Genomic DNA, 24,887 nt, shown 5'->3' with positions numbered 1-24,887 from the left:
GCCCCCGAGACCGTCGAGTCCGTACGGCGGGTGCGGGCTCGGTGAAGGGGGTGGCGACGGGCTTGTCGCCGCTCTCCACCGCCCGGACCGCGGCGAGCAGGTCGGCGGCCGTGCCGCTCAGCTTGGTGCCGCTCTCGATGGGGCCCTTCCGCTCGGCCTTGCGCCGCTCGATGCGCTCCCGCTCCATCCGCTGCGCGGCCAGCTCGGCCGCCGCCTCGGACCGGTCGCCCGAGCCTTCGCCCGAGCTCTCGCCCGCGGCCGTGTCCGCGGCCGTGCTCCCGGCAGTGACCTCACCCTCGGCAGAGCCCTCGGCCGGTTCCCCGCCGTCGTCGGGGCCGCCCTCGGGGCCCCCGTCGGCCGCCGTGTCCCGCTCCGGCGTGTCCGAGGCAGCCGAGGCCTCGGGAGCGTCCGGAGTGCGTTGGGATTCCTGGGTCTCCCGGGTCTCCCGGTTCTCCGACGCGTCCGGGCCCTCCGGGGTGTCCGGGGTCCCCGGCCCGGTGTCCTCCGTGGTCTCCGGCTCCGTGCTCACAGCGTGCTCCAGTCGTGATCGGGATAGCGGTGCTCGGGCGCCGACACATCGTCCAGCGCCCGGCAGATCTCGTCAGGAAGACTAAGCGCCTCCACTGACAGTGCCGCCGTGAGCTGCTGCGCGTTGCGCGCGCCGACGATCGGCGCGGCCACGCCCGGGCGGTCCCGGACCCAGGCGAGGGCCACCTGGAGCGGGGTGACCGCGAGCCCGTCGGCGGCCGTCGTCACCGCGTCCACGATGCGGGTCGCCGCGTCGTCGAGGTACGGCTCCACGAACGGCGCGAGGTGCTCCGAGGCGCCCCGCGAGTCCGCGGGAGTGGTGTGCCGGTACTTGCCGGTGAGCACACCGCGGCCCAGCGGGGAGGAGGGCAGCAGGCCGATCCCCAGATCGAGCGCGGCGGGTAGCACCTCGCGCTCGACACCGCGTTGGAGCAGCGAGTACTCCATCTGCGTGCCGGCCAGCCGGGTGCGCGCGCCCGGCGCCGCGAGCTGCCAGGTCGCCGCCTTGGCGAGCTGCCAGCCGCAGAAGTTGGAGACGCCGGCGTACCGGGCGCGACCGCTGCTCACCGCCAGGTCGAGGGCATGGAGGGTCTCCTCCAGCGGGGTCGCCGGGTCGTAGGCGTGGACGTGCCACAGGTCGACGTGGTCCGTGCCGAGCCGGGCCAGGGACGCGTCGAGCGCGGCGAGCAGATGGCCGCGGGAGCCGTCGTAGCGGCGGTCGGGATCGGGGACGCTGCCCGCCTTGGTCGAGATCACCAGGTCCCGGCGCGGCACCAGGCCGTCCATGAGCTGTCCGAGCAGGTACTCGGCCTCTCCGTCGCCGTACACGTCGGCGGTGTCGACGAGGGTGCCGCCGGCCTCCCAGAACGCCTTCAGCATGTCCGCGGCGTCGTGCTCGTCGGTGTCCCGGCCCCAGGTGAGGGTGCCGAGCCCGATGCGGGACACGCGCAGGCCTGTGCGGCCGAGATGCCTCTGCTCCATGGGCGCGAGATTACTGGCCAGGACTGGTGCCGTGGGTTGCCTGTGGACAACTCTGATCGCGGGCGCGTGACCGGGTGACCTGCATCCGCTCCCGGGCCTGCCCTGCCGGTCGGGGCCGCCTGCGCGCTATGGTCTCCGCCAAGGACGTTACTCACGGGTAAGGGGATCGGCCATGCAGCTCGGGATCAACCTCGGCTACTGGGGCGCCGGGATGGACGCGGACAATCTGACCGTGGCACAGGAGGCCGAGCGGCTGGGCTACTCCGTGTGCTGGGCCGCCGAGGCGTACGGCTCCGACGCGGCCACGGTGCTCAGCTGGGTCGCCGCGCAGACCGAGCGCATCGACGTCGGCTCGGCCATCTTCCAGATCCCGGCCCGGCAGCCGGCCATGACCGCGATGACCGCGGCGACCCTGGACTCGCTCTCCAAGGGGCGCTTCCGGCTGGGCCTCGGCGTCTCCGGACCGCAGGTCTCCGAGGGCTGGTACGGCGTCAAGTTCGACAAGCCGCTCTCGCGCACCCGCGAGTACGTGGAGATCGTGCGCAAGGCGATGACCCGCGAGCGGCTGTCGTTCGAGGGCGAGCACTGGACGCTGCCGCTGCCCGGCGGCCCCGGCAAGCCGATCAAGCTGACCGTGCACCCCGAGCGTGAGCACATCCCGCTCTACATCGCCGCCATCGGCCCCAAGAACCTCGAACAGACCGGTGAGATCGCCGACGGCGCGCTGCTGATCTTCCCCTCCGCCGAGCACCTGGAGGAGACCACGGTCAGGCACCTGCGCGCCGGCCGGGAGAAGGCCGGGCTGACCCTCGACGGGTTCGACATCTGCCCGACCCTGCCGCTGGCCGTCGGTGACGACAAGGACGTGGCCCGGCTCGCCGACACCTTCCGCCCCTACACCGCCCTGTACGTCGGAGGCATGGGCAGCATCAAGCAGAACTTCTACAACCAGCTCGCCCGGCGCATGGGATACGAGAAGGAGGCCGCGGAGATCCAGGAGAAGTACCTGTCCGGGGACAAGCAGGGCGCCGCGGCCGCCGTCCCGCAGGACCTCATCGACCGGACCACGCTGCTGGGCTCCGTGGAGCGCATCGCGGACCGGATGAAGGCCTACGCGGCCGCCGGGGTCACCACCCTCAGCCTCGCCCCCGCCGGCTTCACGCTCGACGAGCGGCTGGCCTCCCTGCGGGCCGGCAGCGAGGCCCTGGAGCGCGCGGGCCTCGCGTAACGGGCTTCCGCGGCCGTGGTGGGGGCTCGGGGGTCTTCCCCGCCACGGCCGTCACGGGGAACAACGCGCCGGGCGCCGTCCGGTTACGACCCCGGCGGTCCCCCTTTCGGCAGAACCGGCCCGTCCTGCTGTTGCGACACCACTGCGTCCCGATTTGACTCGATCCTCAGGGGCCCTGCAGAGAGGTGTCTTCGATGGTTTCGGCGTTTTCGGCCAAGAGTCTGTTCCGGGAGATCCTCGCCGACGACACGTCGTTCCGGCTCTTCTGCTCCATCGCCGCCGGCGGGGAGGCGCAGGGCGGCTGGGAGAACGGCAGGATCGCCGCGCTGGTGCCGCCCGCGGAACGCGCCCTGGCCCCCAAGATCGCCCGCCACGGCGCCGACGAGGACAAGCACGGGCGCATCTTCGACGCCCTGATGAAGAAGCGCGGCCTCACCCCGGTGCCCGTGCCGCCGGAGACCGACTACGCGATGCTCCTGGAGCGCGCGGGCATCGGCCTCGCCCACGACCGGCTCCGGCGCGCGGAGCCCCTCACCGTCCGCGACATCATCGTCTACCTCGCGCACAGCCGGGTCACCGAACAGCGCGCCGCCGACCAGATGGGCCTGCTGAGCCGGTGGTTCGGCGACGACCCGGAGATCGGCCGCGCCGTGCGGATGATCTCGCACGACGAGGACAACCACCTCGCCTACGCCCACGAGGAACTCCTGCGCCTGACCGCCGCCGGGCACGGCCGCTTCGTCCGGCGCACCCTGCGCGCCTGCGCGCTCGCCGAGATCCGCGTCCACCGGGACGTCAGCCTCGCCGTCATGGCCCACATGGGCCGCATCCTGCGCTGGTCCCGGACCCGGTCCCGACTGCTCGCGGCCGGCATCCACGCCGTGTACGCCTACGAGCGGCTGGGCGGCCGGCGCCGGATGGTCACCCTGCGTGTGCCGGAGCGCCGCGACCCCCTCGGCGACCTGGCCGGCCCGGCCCCCGACCCCGAGTTCGCGTGAGCCCGGCTCACAGCCAGCCGCGCCGCTTGAACTGGCGGTACAGCAGCACTTCGAGGACGGCCATCACCACGATCACCACCGGGTAGGACCACAGCCAGTGCAACTCGGGCATGTGGTCGAAGTTCATGCCGTAGATCCCCGCGATCATGGTGGGGACCGCGGCCATCGCCGCCCACGCCGAGATCTTCCTCATGTCGTCGTTCTGCCGCACGCTCATCTGCGCCAGATGCGCGTTGAGGATGTCCGACACCAGCCGGTCCAGGCTCTCCACGGACTCGTTCACGCGCGCGAGGTGGTCGTTGACGTCCCGGAAGAAGGGCCGTTCCTTGTCGTCCACGAACGGCACCCCGCCGCCGAACTGGCCGGTGCCCGCGAGGCGGGTCATCGGCGGCACGAGCGGGCCGGTGGCCCGCCGGAACTCCAGCACCTGCCGCTTGAAGGTGTAGATCCGGGACGCGGTGTTGCGCGAGCCGCCGCCGTCCGGCTGGAAGACCTCGGCCTCCAGCTCCTCCAGGTCCGTCTGCAGCTCCGTCGCCACGTCCAGGTAGTGGTCGACCACGGCGTCGGAGATCGCGTACAGCACCGACGTGGGGCCCTTGCCCAGCATCTCCGGCTCCTCCTCCAACCGGTGCCGCACCGCCGCGAGCGGCGCGCCCTCGCCGTGCCGGACCGTGACGACGAACGCGTCACCGACGAAGATCATGACCTCGCCGGCCGACACCGTGTCGCTCTCCGGCTCGTACACCACCGGCTTGAGCACCATGAACAGCGAGTCGTCGTACACCTCGAGCTTGGGCCGCTGATGCGCCTTGAGAGCGTCCTCGACGGCCAGCGGGTGCAGCCCGAACTCCCGGGTGACGAGCTCGAACTCCCGCTCCGACGGCTCGTGCAGACCGATCCACACGAAACCGCCGCCCGCCCGCGCCGCGTCCAGCGCGTCCGACAGATCCTCCGGGCCCTCGGTGCGGTGCCCATGCCGGTACACCGCGCAATCCACGATCACGGAGCGCATTCTCCCTTCGTCCGACCGACTGTGCCTGTGGTGATGCGCTTACCCTGGGCCGCATGCCCACGCTGATCCTCGTCAGGCACGGACGGTCAACCGCCAACACCTCGGGCGTGCTCGCCGGATGGACCCCCGGCGTCGCCCTGGACGACCGCGGGGCCGCACAGGCCGCCGCACTGCCCGCACGCCTCGCCGGGCTGCCGATCTCCGAGGTCGTCGCCAGCCCCCTGCAGCGCTGCCAGGAAACCGTACGGCCGCTGCTCGACGCCCGCCCCGGACTGCGCTCGCACACCGACGAACGGATCGGGGAGTGCCACTACGGCGACTGGTCCGGCCGCAAACTGGCCGAACTCGCCGACGAGCCGCTCATGGCGGTCGTCCAGGCACACCCGACCGCCGCCGCCTTCCCGGGCGGCGAGTCCATGCGGGCCATGCAGACCCGCGCCGCCGAGGCCGTACGCGAGTGGAACGCGCGCGTGGAGCGCGACCACGGCGCCGACGCCGTCTACCTCATGTGCTCGCACGGCGACATCATCAAGTCGCTCGTCGCCGACGCCCTCGGACTGCATCTCGACCTCTTCCAGCGGATCTCCGTGGAACCGTGTTCCATCACCGCGATCCGTTACACCCGGCTCCGGCCGTTTCTCGTTCGCCTCGGCGACACCGGCGATTTCGCATCTCTTGCCCCCCGCGAGGAACCCGGCGGAGAAGACGCACCGGTCGGGGGTGGTGCGGGAGCACCGTGATCGTCGCCCGCAGTAGGGTGAAGCGGTCCACACCGTGCCCCGCACCCACCGCCCGCACCGCAGCAACCCTCGAGTCCCATGGAGACAGGACGTGTCCCGTCAGGTGTTCCTCTACGATCCGCCGGACCGCTTCGTGGCCGGCACGGTCGGACTGCCCGGACGCCGTACGTTCTTCCTCCAAGCCACCTCAGGCCCCCGGGTGACCAGCGTGGCCCTGGAGAAGACCCAGGTCGCCGCGCTCGCCGAGCGCATGGACGAGTTGCTGGACGAGGTCGTCCGGCGCAGCGGCGGCAGCGCGGCCGTCCCCGCCATGGCGCCCTCGGAGATCGCGGACACCGCCCCGCTCGAGGTCCCCATCGAGGAGGAGTTCCGCGTCGGCACCATGGCCCTCGCCTGGGACGGCGACGAGCAGCGCATGATCGTCGAGGCCCAGGCCCTGGTGGAACTGGACGCCGACACCGAGGAGGACCTCGCCGAGGCCGAGGAACGGCTGCTCCAGGACGAGGAGAACGGACCCCCCATGCTGCGGGTCCGGCTGACCGGGGCACAGGCCCGGTCCTTCGCCAAGCGGGCCCTCGACGTCGTCAACGCCGGGCGGCCGCCGTGCCCGCTGTGCAGCCTCCCGCTCGACCCGGAAGGACACGTATGCCCGCGCCAGAACGGATACCGCCGCGGAGCGTGACGGCCGACCACGCCGCCGAGCTGCTGGCCCGTGGTGAGCTGTCCGTCCGGGGCCGGATTCGCGAGGCGTCCAACGCGGCGCTGTTCTGCACCGTCGCCCTCGACGGCCGCGAGGCCACCTGCGTGTACAAGCCGGTCGCCGGGGAGCGCCCGCTGTGGGACTTCCCCGACGGCACCCTGGCCGGCCGCGAGGTGGCCGCCTACGAGGTCTCCGAGGCGACCGGCTGGGGGCTGGTCCCCCCGACGGTGCTGCGCGACGGGCCGTACGGCGAGGGCATGTGCCAGCTGTGGATCGAGGTCGGCGCCGACACCGAGCTGCTCGCCCTGGTCGACGGCGAGGAGCCGGAACCCGGCTGGAAGGCGATCGGGCTCGCCGACGTCGGCGAGGGCCGCACCGCGCTGCTGGTGCACGCCGACGACGAGCGGCTGCGCCGCCTCGCCGTCCTCGACGCGGTGATCAACAACGCCGACCGCAAGGGCGGCCATCTGCTGCCCACCCCGGACGGCCGGCTCTACGGCATCGACCACGGGGTCACGTTCAACGTCGAGGACAAGCTGCGCACGCTGCTGTGGGGCTGGGCCGGGGAGCCGCTCGCCCCGGAGGCCGTCGAGGTGCTCGGTGGGCTGCGCGCGACCCTCGCGGAGGGCGGCGAGCTGGCCGCGCGGCTGGCCGGCCTGATCACGCCGGCCGAACTCGACGCCACGCGCGCGCGGGTCGACGCGCTCCTTGCCTCCGGACGGCACCCGGAGCCGGGCGGGGAGTGGCCGGCGATCCCGTGGCCGCCGGTCTGAGCACGGTCTGAGCGCGTCGGCCCGAGCACGGCCCCGAGCACATCGGGGAGAGATCCACAAGAGGGCACAACAGGCCATCCGGCCCGATCCCGTTCGTATCCGCAGCTCGTGGCCGGTTAGGCTCATGTACATGCATGCCTGGCCCGCTTCCGAGGTCCCCGCCCTGCCTGGTCAGGGCCGCGACCTGAGGATCCACGACACCGCGACCGGCGGCCTCGTCACCCTCGACCCCGGTCCCGTCGCCCGTATCTACGTCTGCGGCATCACGCCGTACGACGCGACCCACATGGGTCACGCGGCGACCTACAACGCGTTCGACCTCGTTCAGCGCGTGTGGCTCGACACCAAGCGGCAGGTCCACTACGTCCAGAACGTCACCGACGTCGACGATCCGCTGCTGGAGCGCGCGGAGCGGGACGGCGTCGACTGGGTCGCCCTCGCCGAGAAGGAGACCACTCTCTTCCGGGAGGACATGACCGCCCTGCGGATGCTGCCGCCCCGGCACTACATAGGCGCCGTCGAGGCGATACCCGGCATCGTCCCGCTCGTGGAGCGGCTGCGCGACCTCGGCGCGGCCTACGAGCTGGACGGTGACATCTACTTCTCGGTCGAGTCCGACCCGCATTTCGGCCAGGTCTCGAACCTCGACGCCGCCGCGATGCGGCTGCTGTCCGCCGAGCGCGGCGGCGACCCGGACCGCCCGGGCAAGAAGAACCCCCTCGACCCGATGCTGTGGATGACCGCCCGCGAGGGCGAGCCCAGCTGGGACGGCGGCTCGCTCGGCAGCGGCCGGCCCGGCTGGCACATCGAGTGCGTGGCCATCGCCCTCGACCACCTCGGCATGGGCTTCGACGTCCAGGGCGGCGGCTCCGACCTGGCCTTCCCGCACCACGAGATGGGCGCCTCGCACGCCCAGGTGCTCACCGGCGAGTTCCCGATGGCCAAGGCCTATGTGCACGCCGGCATGGTCGCCCTGGACGGCGAGAAGATGTCCAAGTCCAAGGGCAACCTCGTCTTCGTCTCCCGGCTGCGCCGGGACGGCGTCGACCCGGCCGCGATCCGGCTGACCCTGCTCGCCCACCACTACCGTTCCGACTGGGAGTGGACCGACCAGGTCCTGCGCGACGCGGTCGACCGCCTCGGCCGCTGGCGCGCCGCCGTCTCCCGGCCCGACGGCCCGTCCGCCGACGCGCTGGTGGAGGAGATCCGCGAGGCGCTGGCCCACGACCTGGACGCGCCCGCCGCGCTGGCCGCGGTGGACCGCTGGGCGGCCCTTCAGGAGACCGAGGGCGGCACCGACCCCGGCGCGCCCGGTGTCGTGACCCGCGCCGTGGACGCGCTGCTGGGCGTGGCCCTCTAAGGGCCGGTGGCGAAAGTGGTCCTCTGCCGTGCGGCGACTTTCGCAACAGGCCATAGGTCCGGTCCGGCGGCCTGACGCCATCCGCATGGCGAGGGGCGGTTCCCAGCACGGGAACCGCCCCTCGTTCGTCCAGTCCGTCTCGTGCGACACGTACGACGTGTCCGCCGCTCTCAGTCCTCCGGGGTGTCCGGCGTCTCCGGTGTGCCCTCGTCGCCGCCCTCGGAGGAGCCCTCCGCCGAGCTGTCCGAGGCGTCCGGCGAACGGTCGGCGGAACCGCCCGAGGAGCCCTCCGCCGCGCCGCTCCGGGCGCCGCCGGGCGCGTCCTCGCCTGACCCCTCCGCAGCGCCGCCCGGGGTGTCCTCGTCGGTGCTCTCCTGGGCGCCTTCCGCGGTCCCGGAGGCCCCCGGCCTGGCCGGCCTGGCCGGCCGGTTGCGGCCGCCGCCGGGGCTGTCCCGCAGGTACGTACCCTCCCCGCCGTCCGCCGTGGCGTGGCCGCCCGGCGGGTTGCCGTCCCGGCGCCGCAGGTACCGCTCGAACTCGCGGGCGATCGCCTCGCCGGACGCCTCCGGCAGCTCGGCGGTGTCCCGGGCCTCCTCCAGCGTCTGGACGTACTCGGCGACCTCGCTGTCCTCGGCGGCGAGCTGGTCCACGCCCACCTGCCAGGCGCGCGCGTCCTCGGGCAGCTCGCCCAGCGGGACGCGCAGGTCCAGCAGGTCCTCGAGACGGTTCAGCAGCGCCAGGGTGGCCTTGGGGTTGGGCGGCTGGGACACGTAGTGCGGCACCGCGGCCCACAGCGACACCGCCGGGACACCGGCGTGCGTGCAGGCCTCCTGCAGGACGCCGACGATGCCCGTCGGGCCCTCGTACTTGGTCTCCTCCAGGTCCATGCGGCGGGCCAGGTCGGGGTCGGAGGTGACCCCGCTGACCGGGACCGGACGCGTGTGCGGGGTGTCGCCGAGCAGGGCGCCGAGGACGACCACCAGCTCCACGCCCAGCTCGTGCGCGAAGCCGAGCAGTTCGTTGCAGAACGAGCGCCAGCGCATGGACGGTTCGATACCGCGGACCAGCACCAGGTCGCGTGGCTTGTCGCCGCCGACCCGGACCACCGAGAGCCGTGTCGTCGGCCACGTGATCTTGCGCACTCCGCCGTCCATGAACACCGTGGGGCGGTTCACCTGGAAGTCGTAGTAGTCCTCGGCGTCCAGCGCCGCGAACACCTCGCCCTTGAACTCGCGTTCCAGATGCGCGACCGCCGTGGAGGCGGCGTCGCCGGCATCGTTCCAGCCCTCGAACGCGGCCACCATGACTGGGTCGATCAGCTCGGGAACCCCCTCCAGCTCGATCACCCAGTGCCTCCTTCCGACGTGCCCTCGCCTGACGTCCCAACCTTACGGCGTCCCGCGGGGGCGCCCGCAGCCCCCTTGCCCGGGGGATGCGAGATCACTGCCCCGATCACCACCCCGGAACACCCCGGGCCCGGGCGGGGCGACGAAGGCGGCCGCCCGTGGCGGCAGTTGCGGGCCGCGGCCGATTCCGCCCGGGGCCCGGCGCACGCGCCGCGGCCCCGCCGCGCGTCCGGAGTCCGGATGGGCGGCAGGGCCGGTACGTCGGCCCGCGGGGAGTTCCCGCGGGGCGTGGCAGCGTGTCAGCCGAAGGCCTTCACCGCCTGGTAGTAGGTCCACGCGGTGCTGTCGCAGGCGGTCTTCGTGGCGCCGCTGTAGCCGTTGCAGACACGCTTGAGGTCCTCGTACAGGGCGCTGTCGAGGCGCGCCTTGTTGGCGCTGAAGGTGCCGGCCGCCTTGTAGTTGCGGTACCCGAAGTCGTGGCGGGCACAGGACATCTTGAAGGGGAAGCCGAGCGGGTTGTCGGGGGAGGAGGAGCAGTAGTCCGTGGACCAGTCGAAGTCGTAGGAGGCCCACGCCGACTGGTTGGCGCGGGCGGCGGCCCAGGAGTTGTAGCCGGACGCGCTGGTCTGGGTGAAGCCGGCGAGCACCTGGGGCTTGTCGGCCGGGGCCGCGGTGGCCACGGTGGCGGTCGCGGTGACGGTCAGGACGGCCATGGCCGAGGCGGCGAATCCGGTGGCAAGTCTGCGGTGCATCCCACACCTCCATGAGAACCGCGATCCGCCCTTCGGACCGCAGGTTCATGACAATGGAGGCGGGAACTATGACAGATCTCCAACGACGACGTGGGACGCGCGACAGGGGCGGCTCCACCGGTGTGGAGCCGCCCCTGTCGTCTCTCCGGCCCCTCGTGCGGGAGGAGCCGGCCCTCATCCGTTCCGGCCCCGGTCAGGGGGTGGGGCCGGCCGGGACCTACTTCTTGTCGAGCAGGTCCTGGACCTTGGCGCGGACCTCGTCCGTGGCGAGGCCGCGGATGGTCAGCGTGGTGCGCCGGCGCAGCACGTCGTCGGTCGTCTCGGCCCACTCGTGGTCGCGGGCCCAGACGACCTGCGCCCAGATCTCCGGGGCGTCAGGGTGGACGCGCTCGGCCAGCTCCGGGTGCTCGTTCGCCAGGCGGGCGATGTCGAAGGCCAGCGAGCCGTAGTGGGTGGCGAGGTGCTTGGCGGTGTCGGCGGCCATGCGCGGGCCCGGTGCCGGGTGGTCCACCAGCAGACGGTGGGCGACCGCGCGCGGGTTGGCGACACCGGGCAGCGGGAGCTTCTTCGGCAGCGAGGAGATCGGCTCGAAGTCGTCACCGAGCGGGTGGCCCGGCAGTTCCTCCAGCTTCTGCATCACCGTGCGGCCGATGTGCCGGAACGTCGTCCACTTGCCGCCCGCGACGGACAGCATGCCGGCCCGGCCCTCGGTCACCACGGTCTCGCGCTTGGCCTTGGCGGTGTCTCCCGGCCCGCCCGGCAGCACCCGCAGACCGGCGAAGGCGTAGGTCATCAGGTCGCGCCGGAGCTGCTGGTCCCGGACGGAGAACGCGGCCTCGTCCAGGATCTGGGCTATGTCCTTCTCGGTGACCGACACGTCGGCCGGGTCGCCCTCGTACTCCTCGTCGGTGGTGCCGAGCAGCAGCATGTCCTCCCAGGGGAGGGCGAAGGTGATGCGGTACTTGTCGATGGGGGTCGCCAGCGCGGCCTTCCAGGGCGAGGTGCGCTTGAGCACCAGGTGCGCGCCCTTGGACAGACGGATGGACGGCGCCGCCGCCGGGTCCTCCATCCGGCGCAGGTGGTCGACCCAGGGTCCGGTGGCGTTCAGCACCAGACGGGCGTTGACGCCGAACTCGTCGCCGGAGGTCCGGTCCTTCAGGTCGGCGCCGGTGACCCGGCCCTTGGTGAAGCGCAGGCCGGTGACCTCGGCGTGGTTGAGGACGACCGCGCCCGACTCGACGGCCGCGCGGACCGTCATCAGCGCCATGCGCGCGTCGTTCATCTGGTCGTCGCCGTAGACGGCGACGGCCTTGAGGTTCTCGGTGCGCAGCTCCGGCACGTCCTGCGCCGCCTTGGCGGGCGAGAGCAGGTGGCCGACGCCGTCACCGAACGCGGAGAGCGCGGAGTAGGCGAAGACGCCTGCCCCGAGCTTCGCCGCGCCGTGCGGCCCGCCCTTGTACACGGGGAGGTAGAAGGTGAGCGGGTTCGCCAGGTGGGGGGCCACCTGGCGGGAGACCGCACGGCGCTCGAAGTGGTTCTCCGCCACCAGCTTCACCGCGCCGGTCTGCAGGTAGCGCAGACCGCCGTGGAGCAGCTTGGAGGAGGCGGAGGAGGTGGCGCCGGCGAAGTCGCCGGCGTCGACCAGCGCCACCCTGAGGCCGGACTGCGCGGCGTGCCAGGCTGTGGAGATGCCCAGGATGCCGCCGCCGATCACGAGAAGGTCGTACGACGCCTTGGAGAGCTGCTCCCTGGTCTCGGCCCGGCTCGGGTTCGAGCCGGAGGCCGGGTGCGTCCCCAGGGCAGGCACGGACTGCAGGGTGGACTGACTGGTCATGTCGGGTTCTTACTCCTCGTCAGAGCTGTCGGAGCCGTGGTGAGCCGCTCAGCTCTCGTCCTCGATCCAGCCCATGGTCCGGTCGACGGCCTTGAGCCAGCTCTTGTACTCACGGTCGCGGGTGTCCGCGTCCATCTGGGGGGTCCACTCGGCGGCCCGGCGCCAGTTGGCGCGCAGTTCGTCCGTGCTGGACCAGAAGCCGACGGCGAGGCCGGCGGCGTAGGCGGCGCCGAGGCAGGTGGTCTCGGCGACCATCGGGCGCACCACGGGTGCGTCCAGGACGTCGGCGAGCGTCTGCATCAGCAGGTTGTTGGAGGTCATGCCGCCGTCGACCTTCAGGGTCACCAGCTCGTCGCCGGAGTCCTTGACCATCGCGTCGGCGATCTCGCGGGTCTGCCAGGCCGTGGCCTCCAGCACCGCGCGGGCCAGGTGCGCCTTGGTGACGTACCGGGTCAGGCCGGCGATCACACCGCGGGCGTCGGAGCGCCAGTGCGGGGCGAACAGGCCGGAGAAGGCCGGTACGAAGTAGGCGCCGCCGTTGTCCTCCACCGAGAGCGCGAGCGTCTCGATCTCGGCGGCGGTCGAGATCAGGCCCATCTGGTCGCGCATCCACTGCACCAGGGAGCCGGTGACGGCGATCGAGCCCTCCAGCGCGTACACCGTCGGCTGGTCGCCGATCTTGTAGCCGACCGTGGTCAGCAGGCCCGCGTAGGAGTTGATGATCTTGTCACCGGTGTTCATCACCATGAAGGTGCCGGTGCCGTAGGTGGACTTGGTCTCGCCCTCGGAGAAACAGGTCTGGCCGAACAGGGCCGCCTGCTGGTCGCCGAGCGCCGAGGCGACCGGGATGCCGCCGAGCAGGTCGCCCAGCTTGCCGCCGGTGATCTCGCCGTAGACCTCGGCGGAGGAGCGGATCTCCGGCAGCATCGCCATCGGGACGCCGATCGACTCGGCGATCTTCGGGTCCCACTCCATGGTGTGCAGGTTCATCAGCAGGGTGCGGGAGGCGTTGGTGACGTCGGTGACGTGCCTGCCGCCGTTGACGCCGCCGGTCAGGTTCCAGATGACCCAGCTGTCCATCGTGCCGAAGAGGATGTCGCCCGCCTCGGCGCGCTCCTGGAGGCCGTCGACGTGGTCGAGCAGCCAGCGGGCCTTGGGCCCGGCGAAGTACGAGGCCAGCGGGAGGCCGGTCTCGCGGCGGAAGCGGTCCTGGCCGACGTTGCGCCCCAGCTCGCGGCAGAGGGCGTCGGTGCGGGTGTCCTGCCAGACGATGGCGTTGTGGACGGGCTCACCGGTGTTCTTGTCCCACAGCACGGTGGTCTCGCGCTGGTTGGTGATGCCGATGGCCTTGATGTCGTCACGGGTGATGCCGGCCTTCTGGACGGCTCCGGCGACGACTTCCTGGACGTTGGTCCAGATCTCGTTGGCGTTGTGCTCGACCCAGCCCGGCTTCGGGAAGATCTGCTCGTGCTCCTTCTGGTCGACGGAGACGATCCGGCCGTCCCGGTCGAAGACGATGCAGCGCGAGGAAGTCGTGCCCTGGTCGATGGCCGCGATGAAGGGGCCTGCGGTGTGGGCGTCGGTCACTGTGTGCTCCTGAGAGATCCGTGGTGATGGGGCTGTACGTACGGCGCGCGTGAGAGGGAGGGTCCGGGTCTCAGACGAACGCGACGTTGTAGATGCCTGCAGCGATCGCGCCGCCGATCAGCGGGCCGACCACCGGGATCCAGGCGTAGCTCCAGTCGGAACCGCCCTTGTTGGGCAGGGGCAGCAGGGCGTGGACGATACGGGGGCCGAGGTCGCGGGCCGGGTTGATCGCGTAGCCCGTCGGGCCGCCGAGGGAGAGGCCGATGGAGACGACCACGAGCGCGGTGACCAGGGCGCCGAGGGTGCCCAGGCCGTTGCCCTTGTCGTTCAGGCCCTGCGTCAGGACGGCGAGCACCAGCACCACGGTGCCGATGATCTCCGTGGCGAGGTTCTGCACCACGTTCCGGATCTCCGGACCGGTGGAGAAGACACCGAGGACCGGGCCGGCCCCCTGCTCCTGGGCCTCTACGGCCTTGGCCGTGGTGGCCTGGGCGCCCGGACCGCCGACGATCTCCTTGTCGGTGAGGTGGGCGCGGAACTGGCCGTAGTAGGCCAGCCAGACCAGGGCCGCGCCGATCATGGCGCCGAGGAGCTGGCCGCCCCAGTACGTGGGCAGGTTGCTGAAGTCCTTGTCCTTGATCGCGAGTGCGAGCGTCACGGCCGGGTTCAGATGGGCACCCGAGAGGGGTGCCGAGGTGTAAACGGCCGTCAGAACGGCGAAACCCCACCCGAAGGTGATGGCGAGCCAACCGGCGTTACGGGCCTTGGAGGCCTTCAGCGTCACAGCGGCGCACACGCCGCCACCGAGCAGGATGAGTATGGCGGTACCGATGGTCTCGCCGATGAAGATGTCGGAGCTGGACACCCGCGACTCCTTTGTCCTTCGTCCAGGGAAGCCGAACCCCGGGTCCCACCGGGGGTTGGCGCCCTCGGGGGTGAGAGCGAATCCGGCCCTTGGCGTTGCCACACTCTAGCGCGTATTGCCGGTAGGTGTTCGACAATGCCGACCGATGGACGGGAGTCTTGCTGCGGCCTTACGCATGCGTCAAGGGTTCTGTTATCGAAAACAGGATCGTTATTGATCGCTGCCGACTATCACTCTTTGTGTGCTGACGTAGCTACTCGCCCTATATGTCCATTTCAGGGTATGGCGAGAACCGGGACGCCGCTCGCGTCCCGGTCGTCCTCCGGTCGATCACCCGCTTGGAGGGCGCGGGTCACCCGTCGGTCAGAACCGCCCGCCGCCCAGGTCCCGCGACACCGCGCGGGCGCAGTCGCGCACCGCCGCGATCAGGTCCGGGCGCAGCTCGCCGTCCCGGCACAGCCGCTCCACGGCCCCGGTGATCCCGACCGAGCCCACGGGCATCCGGCGCCGGTCGTGGATGGGCGCGGCGACCGAGGCCACGCCCTCCCAGGTCTCCTCGACGTCCGCCGCGTAGCCACGCGCGCGCGTCATGTCCAGGACGTGCTCGAAGCCCTCGAGCCCGCACACCGTGCGGTCCGTGAAGGGCTTGCGTTCGGCCTCCAGGGCCTCGCTGTGGGCCACCGGGTCGTACGCCGAGAGCACCTTGCCCAGCGCCGTGGAGTGCAGCGGCTGCATGGCCCCGATCTCCAGCACCTGCCGGCTGTCGTCCGGCCGGAAGACGTGGTGCACGATCAGCACGCCCTGCTGGTGCAGCACGCCCAGGTACACGCTCTCCCCGCTGGACCTGGCCAGGTCGTCGGTCCACACCAACGCCCGCGCCCGCAGTTCGTGCACGTCCAGGTACGTCGTGCCAAGCCGCAGCAGCTCGGCGCCCAGCTGGTAGCGGCCGGAGGCGTCGTCCTGCTCGACGAACCCCTCCTGCTGGAGGGTGCGCAGGATGCCGTGGGCGGTGCCCTTGGCGAGGCCGAGCGACGAGGCGATGTCCGAGAGGCCGAGCCGTCGCTCGCCGCCCGCGAGCAGTCGCAGCATCGCGGCCGCCCGTTCGAGCGACTGGATGTTCCGTGCCATCGCCGTCCTGCCTCCGTCTCCGTCGACCGCCACCGAACGCGCGTGGAGTCACACTGTTCGACAATGCCGAACACTACCGGTCGTCGTCGACCTCCCGCCAATGTTCGGTCGACACCTGTTACACCGCCGGGCACCCGGATGCGGCATCCGGGCCGTCCCCCGGCGGCCACCGGCGTCCGCCTCGTGGACGCCGGTGCCCATCCAAGCCCACTCCCGGTTACTCTGACGCCGTGCCCCTTGCCCGGTCCGACCGGGGAAGTCGCATAGCCGACAGCCGTCGCACCCCAGGGAGCCCCTTCATGGCCTCGTTGCCAACGTCCCCTTCCGCCGACAGCCGGGCCCGTGTGTCCGCGCTCCGAGACGCCCTCGCCACCCGTGTGGTGGTGGCCGACGGTGCCATGGGCACGATGCTCCAGGCGCAGGAGCCCACCCTCGAGGACTTCCAGCAGCTCGAGGGCTGCAACGAGATCCTCAACCTCACCCGCCCCGACATCGTCCGCTCCGTCCACGAGGCGTACTTCGCGGTGGGCGTCGACTGCGTCGAGACCAACACCTTCGGGGCCAACCACTCCGCGCTCGGCGAGTACGACATCGCCGAGCGCGTGTACGAGCTGTCCGAGGCCGGCGCCCGCGTCGCCCGCGAGGCCGCCGACGCGTTCACCGCCGAGGACGGCCGCCCCCGCTGGGTCCTCGGCTCCATGGGCCCCGGCACCAAGCTGCCCACCCTCGGGCACGCCCCCTACACCACCCTGCGCGACGCCTACCAGCGCAACGCCGAGGGCCTGGTCGCCGGCGGCGCCGACGCGCTGCTCGTGGAGACCACCCAGGACCTGCTGCAGACCAAGGCCGCCGTCCTCGGCGCCCGCCGCGGCCTCGCCGCGCTCGGCCTCGACCTGCCCGTCATCGTCTCGGTCACCGTCGAGACCACCGGCACCATGCTCCTCGGCTCCGAGATCGGCGCCGCCCTCACCGCGCTCGAACCGCTCGGCATCGACATGATCGGCCTGAACTGCGCCACCGGCCCGGCCGAGATGAGCGAGCACCTGCGCTACCTCGCCCGCAACGCCCGCATCCCGCTGTCCTGCATGCCCAACGCGGGCCTGCCGGTCCTCGGCAAGGACGGCGCGCACTACCCGCTGACCGCGCCCGAGCTGGCCGACGCGCAGGAGACCTTCGTCCGCGAGTACGGCCTGTCGCTGGTCGGCGGCTGCTGCGGCACCACCCCCGAGCATCTGCGCCAGGTCGTCGAGCGGGTCCGGGACCTCACCCCGCCCGAGCGCCGGCCGAACCCCGAGCCCGGCGCCGCCTCGCTCTACCAGTCCGTGCCGTTCCGGCAGGACACCTCCTACCTGGCCATCGGCGAGCGCACCAACGCCAACGGCTCCAAGAAGTTCCGCGAGGCCATGCTGGCGGCCCGCTGGGACGACTGCGTGGAGATCGCCCGCGAGCAGATCCGCGAGGGCGCGCACATGCTCGACCTCTGCGTGGACTACGTCGGCCGCGACGGCGTCGCCGACATGCGGGAACTCGCCGGCCGCTTCGCCACCGCCTCCACCCTGCCGATCGTGCTGGACTCCACCGAGGTCGACGTCATCGAGGCCGGCCTGGAGAAGCTCGGCGGACGCGCCGTGATCAACTCCGTGAACTACGAGGACGGCGACGGCCCCGAGTCCCGCTTCGCCAAGGTCACGAAGCTCGCCCGGGAGCACGGCGCCGCGCTGATCGCGCTGACCATCGACGAGGAGGGGCAGGCCCGCACCCCGGAGAAGAAGGTCGAGATCGCCGAACGGCTGATCGCCGACCTCACCGGCAACTGGGGCGTCCGTGAGGAGGACATCCTCATCGACACCCTCACCTTCACCATCTGCACCGGCCAGGAGGAGTCCCGCAAGGACGGCGTCGCCACCATCGAGGCGATCCGCGAGCTGAAGAAGCGCCACCCGGCCGTGCAGACCACCCTGGGCCTGTCGAACATCTCCTTCGGCCTCAACCCGGCCGCCCGCATCCTGCTGAACTCCGTCTTCCTGGACGAGTGCGTCAAGGCGGGCCTGGACTCGGCGATCGTGCACGCCTCCAAGATCCTGCCCATCGCCCGCTTCAACGAGGAAGAGGTGCGGACCGCCCTCGACCTCATCCACGACCGCCGCCGCGAGGGCTACGACCCCCTCCAGAAACTCATGCAGCTCTTCGAGGGCGCCACCGCGAAGTCCCTCAAGGCCGGCAGGGCCGAGGAACTGGCCGCGCTGCCCCTGGAGGAGCGCCTCAAGCGCCGCATCATCGACGGCGAGCGCAACGGCCTGGAGCAGGACCTCGACCAGGCTCTGGAGGACCGGCCCGCCCTGGACATCGTCAACGACACGCTCCTGGACGGCATGAAGGTGGTCGGCGAGCTGTTCGGCTCCGGCCAGATGCAGCTGCCGTTCGTCCTGCAGTCCGCCGAGGTGATGAAGGCCGCCGTCGCCCACCTCGAACCGCACATGGAGAAGTCGGACGCCGAGGGCAAGGGCACCATCGTGCTGGCCACCGTGCGCGGCGACGTGCACGACATCGGCAAGAACCTGGTCGACATCATCCTGTCCAACAACGGCTACAACGTCGTCAACCTCGGCATCAAGCAGCCGGTCTCCGCGATCCTGGAAGCCGCCGAGGAGCACCGCGCCGACGTGATCGGCATGTCCGGCCTCCTGGTCAAGTCCACGGTGATCATGAAGGAGAACCTGGAGGAGCTGAACCAGCGCGGCCTCGCGCCCCGCTTCCCGGTCATCCTCGGCGGCGCCGCCCTGACCCGGGCCTACGTCGAACAGGACCTGTACGAGATCTACGAGGGCGAGGTCCGCTACGCCCGCGACGCCTTCGAGGGGCTGCGCCTCATGGACGCCCTGATCGGCGTCAAGCGGGGCGTGCCCGGGGCGCAGCTGCCCGAACTCAGGCAGCGCCGGGTCCGCGCGACGGCCGCCGCCGAGATCGAGGAGCGCCCCGAGGAGGGGCACGTCCGCTCCGACGTCGCCACCGACAACCCCGTGCCGGCCCCGCCGTTCTGGGACACCCGCGTCATCAAGGGCATCCAGCTCAAGGAGTACGCCAGCTGGCTCGACGAGGGCGCGCTGTTCAAGGGTCAGTGGGGCCTGAAGCAGGCCCGCACCGGCGACGGACCCTCCTACGAAGAACTGGTGGAGACCGACGGCCGCCCGCGCCTGCGCGGTCTGCTCGACCGACTCCAGACCGAGAACCTGCTGGAGGCGGCCGTGGTCTACGGCTACTTCCCGTGCGTCTCGAAGGACGACGACCTGATCATCCTCGACGAGCGGGGCAACGAGCGCACCCGCTTCACCTTCCCGCGCCAGCGCCGCGGCCGTCGGCTCTGCCTGGCCGACTTCTTCCGCCCCGAGGAGTCGGGGGAGACCGACGTGGTCGGCTTCCAGGTGGTGACCGTCGGCTCCCGCATCGGCGAGGAGACGGCGAAGCTCTTCGCGTCCAACTCCTACCGCGACTACCTCGAACTGCACGGCCTGTCGGTGCAGTTGGCCGAGGCGCTGGCCGAGTACTGGCACGCCCGCGTGCGCGCCGAACTCGGCTACGCCGGCGAGGACCCGGCCGCGATCGAGGACATGTTCGCCCTGAAGTACCGCGGCGCCCGCTTCTCCCTCGGCTACGGCGCCTGCCCCGACCTGGAGGACCGCGCCAAGATCGCCGAACTGCTGCGGCCCGAGCGGATCGGCGTCCACCTCTCGGAGGAGTTCCAGCTGCACCCCGAGCAGTCCACGGACGCGATCGTGATCCACCACCCGGAGGCCAAGTACTTCAACGCCCGCTGACCCGTCGGTGCCCGCCTGCCGGGGCGGGCGGCCGGCCCGGCCCGGGCATGCCGCAAGGCCTCCTGGCCTGCACGGGGGTGCTCCACGAGGTACCCCGACGCGCGAGTGATAAACGAGGCGCTTCGCTCGCGGGAGTCGTACACTGGTCGGTCCACCGCAGGCCGGTTCCCCTGTTCCCGGGAACCGGCCTGGTCGTCCCTCAAGGAGGTGTGCCCGGATGACCAGTACGGTCCCCGCGCCCGGAACCCTTCCCCACGTTCTCGGCGCCACCGGAGCAGGCCGGACCCCGGCGGCCGAGGACTCGGCCCTGCAGGCGGTCCTCCTCGACATGGACGGCACCCTCGTGGACACCGAAGGCTTCTGGTGGGACGTCGAGGTCGAGGTCTTCGGCGCCCTCGGCCACACCCTCGACGACTCCTGGCGGCACGTCGTCGTCGGCGGCCCCATGACCCGCAGCGCCGGCTTCCTGATCGAGGCCACCGGCGCCGACATCTCCCTCGCCGAACTGTCGGTCCTGCTCAATGAGGGGTTCGAGGAGCGCATCGGGCACAGCCTGCCGCTGATGCCCGGCGCCGCCCGGCTGCTCGCCGAACTGCACGAGCAGGCGGTGCCCACCGCCCTGGTCTCCGCCTCCCACCGGCGCATCATCGACCGGGTGCTGAGCGTGCTCGGCCCCCACCACTTCCGGCTGTCCATCGCAGGCGACGAGGTCTCGCGCACCAAGCCCTACCCGGACCCGTACCTGCTGGCCGCCGCCGGACTCGGCGTGGACCCGGCGAGATGCGCCGTCGTCGAGGACACCGCGACGGGCGTCGCCGCGGCCGAGGCGGCGGGCTGTCACGTGGTCGCCGTACCCTCCGTCGCCCCCATCGTCCCGGCCGAACGGCGCACCGTCGTCACCTCCCTCCAGGAGGTCGACCTGACTTTCCTGCGCGGGCTGATGACAGGCTGACGGCGGGCCGATGACGGAAATGCGCCGGCCGTTCACCCAGCGTCGGACTTACCCGGGACGCGTTGGACAGATTGCCGCGGAAGTACACCGGGTGGAATTCGAAAGCAGGCCGCCCGCCTGAATTCCACTGAGCACCTCCCCAGTTGGAAATGTGACGTTCCCCACCTCGGACTCCCTCGACAACGTTGCCTTGGTGTGCCGAGCACCCCAGAACGGCCCCTGGGGGCGCGACTTTGTGTCCCGATTGAGGGGACCCTGTACGAATCCTGCCGCTGTCGGGTTTTCGGTGTGTCCGCACCCGGTTTCGCTCCGTGATGGGGGCTCAACTCACGCGCCTGTGAGTGCTCCTGCGGGCGCGGACTAATCTCGTCGCGAGAACATCGTCGCAACCCCGTGATCCGCCGCACCACCCTTGCATGCCGGGTACACGGACTCGAACAGCTCTGGAGAAACTCCCGCATGAACCGCAAGACTTTGGTGCTGCCGGCAGTGGCCGGCCTGCTCACGCCGGTTCTCGCCGCGTGCGGCGGATCCGACAGCGGGAGCAAGAGCGGCGACGCCATCGGCGTCGGTACCACGGACCGGTTCACGGCCACCAGCGACGCGCCCGCCCCCCTCGACCCGGCCTACGCCTACGACGTCGGCACCTGGAACATCCTGCGCCAGACGGTGCAGACCCTGATGACCCAGCCCAAGGGCGAGGGCGACCCGGTCCCCGAGGCCGCGGAGAGCTGCTCCTTCACCGACAGCGGCAACGAGCGCTACGCCTGCAAGCTGCGTGAGGGCCTGAAGTTCGCCGACGGCGACAAGGTCACGGCAGCGGACGTCAAGTACTCCATCGACCGCGCCCGGCACCTCAAGGCCGACAGCGGTGTCGCCACCCTGCTCAACACCGTCGACACGGTCGAGACCCAGGGCGACCGCGAGGTCATCTTCCATCTGAAGACGGCCGACGCCACCTTCCCGTACAAGCTGTCCACCCCGGTCGCGGCCATCGTCAACCCCAAGGACTACGCCGCGGACAAGCTGCGCGACGGCTTCGAGGTGGACGGCTCCGGCCCCTACACCTTCAAGGCCGACGTCAAGGACAACGCGATCGTCAGCGCCACCTTCACCAAGAACCCTTCCTACAAGGGCAGCGTGACGGTGAACAACGACCAGGTCGTGATGCGCACCTACGCCGATGCGGACGCCATGGGTGCCGCGATCGACAAGGGTGAGATCGACGTCATGACCCGCTCCATGGCCCCGGCGCAGATCAACAAGCTGGACAGCGGCTCCGACGCGAACGTCGACCTGGTCGACATGGCGGGTCTCGAGATCCGCTACCTCGCCTTCAACACCGACGCGCCCACCGTGAAGAACAAGGCCGTCCGCCAGGCCATCGCCCAGGTCATCAACCGCGGCGAGCTGGTCTCCAAGGTGTACGGCACGCAGGCCGAGCCGCTGTACTCGCTCGTCCCGGCCTCCCTGACCGGCCACTCCAACTCGTTCTTCAACAAGTACGGCGACCCCAGCGCCGCCAAGGCGCGGAACCTGCTCGCCAAGGCCGGCATCACCACCCCGGTGAAGCTGACGCTGCACTACACCACCGACCACTACGGCTCGGCGACCAAGCAGGAGTTCCAGATCCTGCAGAAGCAGCTCAACGCCACCGGCCTGTTCGACGCCTCCATCCAGGGCCACCCGTGGGAGACCTTCCGGCCCGCCGAGATGAAGGGCAAGTACGACGTCTACGGCATGGGTTGGTTCCCCGACTTCCCGGACGCCGACAACTTCGTCGCACCCTTCCTCGACAAGGGCAACTTCCTCGGGTCGCCGTACTCCAACAGCACGATCCAGCGCTCGCTGATCCCGCAGTCCCGCCGTGAGGCGGACCGGCTCAACGCCTCCAAGAGCCTGACCCAGATCCAGGACATCGTGGCCGAGGACGTGCCCGTCCTGCCGCTGTGGCAGGGCAAGCAGTACGTCGCCGCGCGGGACAACATCACGGGCGTGTCCTACACCCTCAACTCCTCCTCGACGCTCCAGCTCTGGGAGCTCGGCCGCGGTGTGAGCGGCTGACGCCCACTCCGGCGAAGGTCCGACGACACGAAGGGCGCCCCTCCCGAGCGGGAGGGGCGCCCTTCGCGCGTCTCGTACGGACCGACTCGGACCGGACCTGACCCGGCGAGCCGTCCGGGCTACTGCGCGCCCGGACGCACCAGGCCGCTCTCGTACGCGTACACCGCCGCCTGCACCCGGTCCCTGAGGCCCAGCTTCGTCAGGACGTGGCCCACGTGCGTCTTCACCGTCGTCTCGCTGACGAACAGGTCGGCTGCGATCTCGGCGTTGGACAGCCCACGCGCGACCAGCTTCAGCACCTCCACCTCGCGGTCGGTGAGGGTGTGCAGCGTGTTCGGCACCGGCTCCTCACCGGACGGCAGGTGCGTGGCGTACTTGTCCAGCAGCCGGCGGGTGATGCTCGGCGCCAGCATGGCCTCGCCGCCCGCGACGACCCGGATCGCCTGCACCAGCTCGTTGGCGGGCGCGTCCTTGAGCAGGAACCCGCTGGCCCCCGCCCGCAGCGCCTCCACCACGTACTCGTCGAGGTCGAACGTGGTCAGCACGAGCACCTTCGCCGGGCCGTCCCGGCCCGGCCCGGTGATCTGCCGGGTCGCCTCCACCCCGTCCATCCGCGGCATCCGGATGTCCATGAGCACGACATCCGGCTGCAGGGCACGCACCTGGTCGAGGGCCTGCAGGCCGTCGCCGGCCTCACCGACGACCGCGATGTCCTGCTCGGCCTCCAGGATCATCCGGAAACCGGTACGCAGCAGCGGCTGGTCGTCGACCAGTAGGACGCGGATGGCCACGTGACACTCCTTCGCTAGTCCGGCCCCATTCTGCCCTGCCGCGCGGGCCCGGATCCGGGCGCCCTCACCGGCAGCGGATAGGGCGGGGGAGTGCCGCCGAACTCGGGGCAGTGCTCCCGGTGGTCGCACCAGCCGCACAGCTTGGTCGGCCGGGGCCGCCACTCACCGGTCTCGGTGGCCTGCCGGATCGCGTCCCACAGGGCGAGCAGTTTGCGCTCCACCCGTTCCAGGTCGGCGAGGACGGGGTCGTAGGTCAGCACGTCCCCACTGCCGAGGTAGACGAGCTGGAGCCGGCGCGGCACGACGTTCTTCAGCCGCCACACCACCAGGGCGTAGAACTTCATCTGGAACAGCGCGCCCTCGGCGTACTCCGGCCGCGGCGCCTTGCCCGTCTTGTAGTCGACGATCCGCACCTCACCGGTGGGGGCCACGTCGACCCGGTCGATGATCCCGCGCAGCCGCAGGCCCGACTCCAGCTCGGCCTCCACGAACAGCTCCCGCTCGGCGGGTTCGAGGCGCGCCGGGTCCTCGAGCGTGAACCAGCGCTCCACGAGCCGCTCGGCCTCACCGAGCCAGCGGGCCAGCCGCTCGCCCTCCGGGTCGTCGGCGAACAGCTCACCGATCTCCGGCCGGTTCTCCCGCAGCCGGTCCCACTGCCCCGGGATCAGCGACTTCGCCCGCGGCGCCGTCCGCTCCACCGCGGGCGCGTCGAACAGCCGCTCCAGCACGGCGTGGACCAGCGTCCCCCGGGTCGCCGCCTCGCTGGGCTTCTCCGGCAGCCGGTCGATCACCCGGAACCGGTACAGCAGCGGACACTGCATGAAGTCACTGGCTCGGGAGGGCGACAGCGAGGTGGGCGCCGCCGGCGGCCGCACGCCCGCGCCCCCTTCCGCCGTGCCGGTGCCCGTGGCCGCGCCCGGGACGGACGCCACGGTCACGACGACGGACGCCTCGGCCACCGGGAGGGACGCCTCCGCCACGGCGACCGGCGCCTCGCCCGGGGCCACGGCGACCACCGGCTCCGCCTCCGCGGCCACGGCGACCACCGGCTCCGCCTCCGCGGCCACGTCCGTCTCCGGCGGCAGGGCCCCCGCGTCCTCGATGCTGCTGTCCATGACCCCCGACCATACGGCCCGGCACTGACAGTCACCCAGTCCCGGCCCGCGTCGATCACGCTTCCGCGGGGCAAAGACAAGGGGTGCCGGGGCGGATCGCACCACCACGGCCGCATACCATCGACCCGAGAGCTTCCGCCCGGCAGGAGCGGAAGGCGCTTCGAACGAGGGGAAACCGTGGACGTGAGCGGCGCGAGCGGGCAGCCGCGGCCCGGCGACGACGAGCCGGCCCAGCACCCCGCAGGTCCTACGGCCCCGGTGACCGGACCCACCGACCACTCCGGCCCGGAGCCCCACGACGCCCCGGCGACCCCGGCC

General features: G+C 71.5%; 19 protein-coding genes and 1 pseudogene. 9 read left to right on the top strand and 11 right to left on the bottom strand.

Annotated features, from left to right (window positions below; translation table 11 throughout):
* Positions 1 to 529, bottom strand: a pseudogene (locus V7E45_RS23430) (DNA helicase RecD); the annotation flags it as partial.
* A complete protein-coding gene (locus tag V7E45_RS23425; RefSeq protein ID WP_333776166.1) occupies positions 526 to 1,509 on the bottom strand; it encodes an aldo/keto reductase in 984 nt (327 codons plus the stop codon). The gene V7E45_RS23425 and the pseudogene V7E45_RS23430, both read right to left, overlap by 4 nt.
* Before the next feature lie 172 nt (positions 1,510 to 1,681).
* Here V7E45_RS23425 and V7E45_RS23420 point away from each other — a divergent pair, with 172 nt between their 5' ends.
* Entirely contained in the window at positions 1,682 to 2,737 is a 1,056-nt protein-coding gene (locus tag V7E45_RS23420) for an LLM class F420-dependent oxidoreductase (protein WP_333776165.1), read from the top strand.
* Between the two features lie 194 nt (positions 2,738 to 2,931).
* Positions 2,932 to 3,735: a ferritin-like domain-containing protein gene (locus V7E45_RS23415; protein ID WP_333776164.1), complete on the top strand. Its 804-nt coding sequence runs from the start codon at positions 2,932 to 2,934 to the stop codon at positions 3,733 to 3,735.
* A gap of 7 nt (positions 3,736 to 3,742) precedes the next feature.
* Here V7E45_RS23415 and corA read toward each other — a convergent pair whose 3' ends face one another.
* Positions 3,743 to 4,738 carry a magnesium/cobalt transporter CorA gene (gene corA, locus V7E45_RS23410; RefSeq protein ID WP_333776163.1) on the bottom strand — a complete coding sequence of 332 codons (996 nt, stop codon included), beginning with the start codon at positions 4,736 to 4,738 and terminating at the stop codon, positions 3,743 to 3,745.
* 62 nt (positions 4,739 to 4,800) lie between these two features.
* On the opposite strand from corA, the gene V7E45_RS23405 reads away from it, so the two are divergent.
* The 4 genes from V7E45_RS23405 (at position 4,801) to mshC (ending at position 8,320) form a co-directional block, all read left to right on the top strand.
* Positions 4,801 to 5,487 carry a histidine phosphatase family protein gene (locus tag V7E45_RS23405; protein WP_333776162.1) on the top strand — a complete coding sequence of 229 codons (687 nt, stop codon included), beginning with the start codon at positions 4,801 to 4,803 and terminating at the stop codon, positions 5,485 to 5,487.
* Between the two features lie 91 nt (positions 5,488 to 5,578).
* Positions 5,579 to 6,169 carry a DUF3090 domain-containing protein gene (locus V7E45_RS23400; protein WP_333776161.1) on the top strand — a complete coding sequence of 197 codons (591 nt, stop codon included), beginning with the start codon at positions 5,579 to 5,581 and terminating at the stop codon, positions 6,167 to 6,169.
* Positions 6,133 to 6,960, top strand: a complete 828-nt coding sequence (locus V7E45_RS23395) for an SCO1664 family protein (RefSeq protein WP_333776160.1) — start codon at positions 6,133 to 6,135, stop codon at positions 6,958 to 6,960. The genes V7E45_RS23400 and V7E45_RS23395 overlap by 37 nt, the downstream gene beginning before the upstream one ends.
* A 130-nt stretch (positions 6,961 to 7,090) precedes the next feature.
* On the top strand, positions 7,091 to 8,320 hold the full coding sequence (mshC, locus tag V7E45_RS23390; protein WP_333776159.1) for a cysteine--1-D-myo-inosityl 2-amino-2-deoxy-alpha-D-glucopyranoside ligase: 1,230 nt from the start codon (positions 7,091 to 7,093) through the stop codon (positions 8,318 to 8,320).
* Between the two features lie 170 nt (positions 8,321 to 8,490).
* Here the strand turns inward: mshC and V7E45_RS23385 are convergent, their stop codons facing one another.
* The 6 genes from V7E45_RS23385 to V7E45_RS23360 all read right to left on the bottom strand — a co-directional run bounded on the left by V7E45_RS23385 (position 8,491) and on the right by V7E45_RS23360 (position 15,832).
* Entirely contained in the window at positions 8,491 to 9,666 is a 1,176-nt protein-coding gene (locus V7E45_RS23385; protein ID WP_333776158.1) for a PAC2 family protein, read from the bottom strand.
* A 299-nt stretch (positions 9,667 to 9,965) separates the two neighbouring features.
* A complete protein-coding gene (locus V7E45_RS23380; protein ID WP_333776157.1) occupies positions 9,966 to 10,418 on the bottom strand; it encodes a phospholipase in 453 nt (150 codons plus the stop codon).
* Positions 10,419 to 10,635: 217 nt separating this feature from the next.
* Positions 10,636 to 12,252 (bottom strand): glycerol-3-phosphate dehydrogenase/oxidase, encoded by a 1,617-nt coding sequence (locus tag V7E45_RS23375; RefSeq protein WP_333776156.1) that lies wholly within the window; start codon positions 12,250 to 12,252, stop codon positions 10,636 to 10,638.
* A gap of 48 nt (positions 12,253 to 12,300) precedes the next feature.
* Positions 12,301 to 13,839, bottom strand: coding sequence for a glycerol kinase GlpK (gene glpK, locus V7E45_RS23370; protein WP_333776155.1), 1,539 nt, complete (start codon positions 13,837 to 13,839; stop codon positions 12,301 to 12,303).
* 70 nt (positions 13,840 to 13,909) lie between these two features.
* Positions 13,910 to 14,704: an MIP/aquaporin family protein gene (locus tag V7E45_RS23365; protein ID WP_333776154.1), complete on the bottom strand. Its 795-nt coding sequence runs from the start codon at positions 14,702 to 14,704 to the stop codon at positions 13,910 to 13,912.
* 363 nt (positions 14,705 to 15,067) lie between these two features.
* Positions 15,068 to 15,832, bottom strand: coding sequence for an IclR family transcriptional regulator (locus V7E45_RS23360; RefSeq protein ID WP_333776153.1), 765 nt, complete (start codon positions 15,830 to 15,832; stop codon positions 15,068 to 15,070).
* A gap of 299 nt (positions 15,833 to 16,131) precedes the next feature.
* Between V7E45_RS23360 and metH the strand changes: the two genes are divergently transcribed.
* From metH to V7E45_RS23345, 3 genes are all read left to right on the top strand, one after another.
* Positions 16,132 to 19,647 carry a methionine synthase gene (gene metH / locus V7E45_RS23355; RefSeq protein ID WP_333776152.1) on the top strand — a complete coding sequence of 1,172 codons (3,516 nt, stop codon included), beginning with the start codon at positions 16,132 to 16,134 and terminating at the stop codon, positions 19,645 to 19,647.
* A 217-nt stretch (positions 19,648 to 19,864) separates the two neighbouring features.
* Positions 19,865 to 20,599, top strand: coding sequence for an HAD family hydrolase (locus tag V7E45_RS23350; protein ID WP_333776151.1), 735 nt, complete (start codon positions 19,865 to 19,867; stop codon positions 20,597 to 20,599).
* 459 nt (positions 20,600 to 21,058) lie between these two features.
* The gene (locus tag V7E45_RS23345; RefSeq protein WP_333776150.1) at positions 21,059 to 22,663 is read left to right on the top strand and encodes an ABC transporter substrate-binding protein; all 1,605 of its coding nucleotides are present in this window, start codon (positions 21,059 to 21,061) and stop codon (positions 22,661 to 22,663) included.
* 119 nt (positions 22,664 to 22,782) lie between these two features.
* On the opposite strand, the gene V7E45_RS23340 is transcribed toward V7E45_RS23345, so the two are convergent.
* Complete coding sequence (locus V7E45_RS23340) at positions 22,783 to 23,454, bottom strand: response regulator transcription factor (protein WP_333776149.1); 672 nt, start codon at positions 23,452 to 23,454, stop codon at positions 22,783 to 22,785.
* Between the two features lie 14 nt (positions 23,455 to 23,468).
* Positions 23,469 to 24,569 carry a RecB family exonuclease gene (locus tag V7E45_RS23335; protein WP_333776148.1) on the bottom strand — a complete coding sequence of 367 codons (1,101 nt, stop codon included), beginning with the start codon at positions 24,567 to 24,569 and terminating at the stop codon, positions 23,469 to 23,471.
* Positions 24,570 to 24,887 lie beyond the last annotated feature (318 nt).

Origin of the sequence: Streptomyces sp. IBSBF 3136 (assembly GCF_036815105.1) — a bacterium.
In the GTDB taxonomy this organism is placed as follows: domain Bacteria; phylum Actinomycetota; class Actinomycetes; order Streptomycetales; family Streptomycetaceae; genus Streptomyces.
The sequence above is the reverse complement of the archived record's forward strand: the minus strand, read 5'-3'. Positions and strand labels throughout refer to the sequence as shown.